This window comes from Salinivibrio socompensis S35, from assembly GCF_000513715.1.
GTDB classification, from domain to species: domain Bacteria; phylum Pseudomonadota; class Gammaproteobacteria; order Enterobacterales; family Vibrionaceae; genus Salinivibrio; species Salinivibrio socompensis.
This window is the reverse complement of record NZ_AQOD01000215.1, coordinates 1-1,417: the sequence shown is the minus strand read 5'-3', so window position 1 is coordinate 1,417 and position 1,417 is coordinate 1. Positions and strand designations below refer to the sequence as shown.

General features: G+C 50.7%; 1 protein-coding gene and 1 pseudogene. Both read left to right on the top strand.

The window, feature by feature from the left end:
- The first annotated feature begins 104 nt into the window (after positions 1 to 104).
- The gene (locus DZ54_RS27245; protein ID WP_338057083.1) at positions 105 to 206 is read left to right on the top strand and encodes an ATP-binding protein; all 102 of its coding nucleotides are present in this window, start codon (positions 105 to 107) and stop codon (positions 204 to 206) included.
- Positions 207 to 665: 459 nt separating this feature from the next.
- Positions 666 to 1,191 (top strand): annotated as a pseudogene (locus tag DZ54_RS22955) (Hcp family type VI secretion system effector).
- Positions 1,192 to 1,417: the final 226 nt, after the last annotated feature.

Below are 1,417 nucleotides of genomic sequence, written 5' to 3'. Positions count from 1 at the left end.
TGTGCTGTTCGAGCTTATCGCTCATCGATATGAAGACATAGCAATTGATCATCACTTCAAATAAGTCGTTCGAGCAATGGGATGAGCTGTTCGACGACTCAACAATGACCATCGCTGCCATCGATCGGCTGGTGCATCATGCGATCATTCTTCACTGTGAAGGTGAAAGCTACCGACGCAAAATGGCAATGAGAGAAGGTAGTTAGAAATTAGTATCAACCGGCCAGGATAATTGACGGAAAACCGGCCAAGATAATTGACGCTCTATAAATCAGTGAGAAACACCTGGGGCGTTCATTACACAGCCTCGCTCTTTTACTGGATGAACCTGTTATCCAAGACTACATCCACTGGGCGCGCAAGCAGCGGTCATAACCAGGTGATTGATGTGGGTACCCCCGTCAATGTCAATAATGCAAAGTGGGTTCAAAAAAATGGCGATGAAAATGACAACACAAACATCGACTCGTTAGCCTGCTGGCTGAGCAACTTTTTGCTTGGCTTGGCAAGAAGTTGCTTGGCACGTGCAAAAAATTGGTCAGCGTGTTGGCAACGCATTGAATTATATCGATAAAAAAACTGGCATGCATTTCGCATTGTAAGGTAGCGAACAGGCACAACGCCACGGTGGCGATGTGTCTTCTATTACATACAAAGGAGCGATTATGCCAACGCCATGTTATATCTCGATTGAAGGCGAAATCCAGGGTTTGATTACTGCCGGTGCCTGCACCGCGGATTCTATCGGTGATGCGTTTGTGGAAGGCCATGAAGACGAGATGCTGGTACAACAGTTTAACCACAATGTGACGGTGCCGACGGACCCACAATCGGGTCAACCGTCTGGTCAACGTGTGCACAAGCCTTTCCAATTCACCGTGGCGCTCAACAAAGCGGTGCCGTTGCTTTATAACGCACTGGCGTCAGGCGAGAAGATGTCCACCGTTGAGCTGAAGTGGTACCGCACCTCGATTGAAGGTAAACAAGAAAACTTCTTTACCACCAAGCTGGAAAGCGCCTCGATTGTGGACATTCATTGTGAAATGCCACACTGCCAAGACCCGGCGAAGTCAGACTTCACCCAGAACCTGACCGTGTCGATGTCTTACCGCAAAGTGACGTGGGACCCACGCCTCAACGCGACTGGGCACGTCAKGCTCAGACGACTGGCGCAAGCCTATCGAGGCCTAATCCTTCATGGCGACATGAAGACACAAACAGCCTGCCTTTACGGGCGGGCTGTGGTGCGTTGAGCCAGACGGCAGGGTCTGGCTGAACGTATCAGGGTAAACAAGCAGGGCGAAGGATACACAGATGGCGACATTGCAAATAGCGTTAACCGTGGCGGGGCTCGACCCGCAACCGTTCGTGGTGGTGGACTACCAAGGGGACGAGTGCCTGTCTCACCAAACGGGTC

Bases quoted from the DNA above. Each gene is read 5' to 3' on its own strand.
- DZ54_RS27245 (WP_338057083.1), top strand. From the start codon at position 105: ATGACCATCGCTGCCATCGATCGGCTGGTGCATCATGCGATCATTCTT.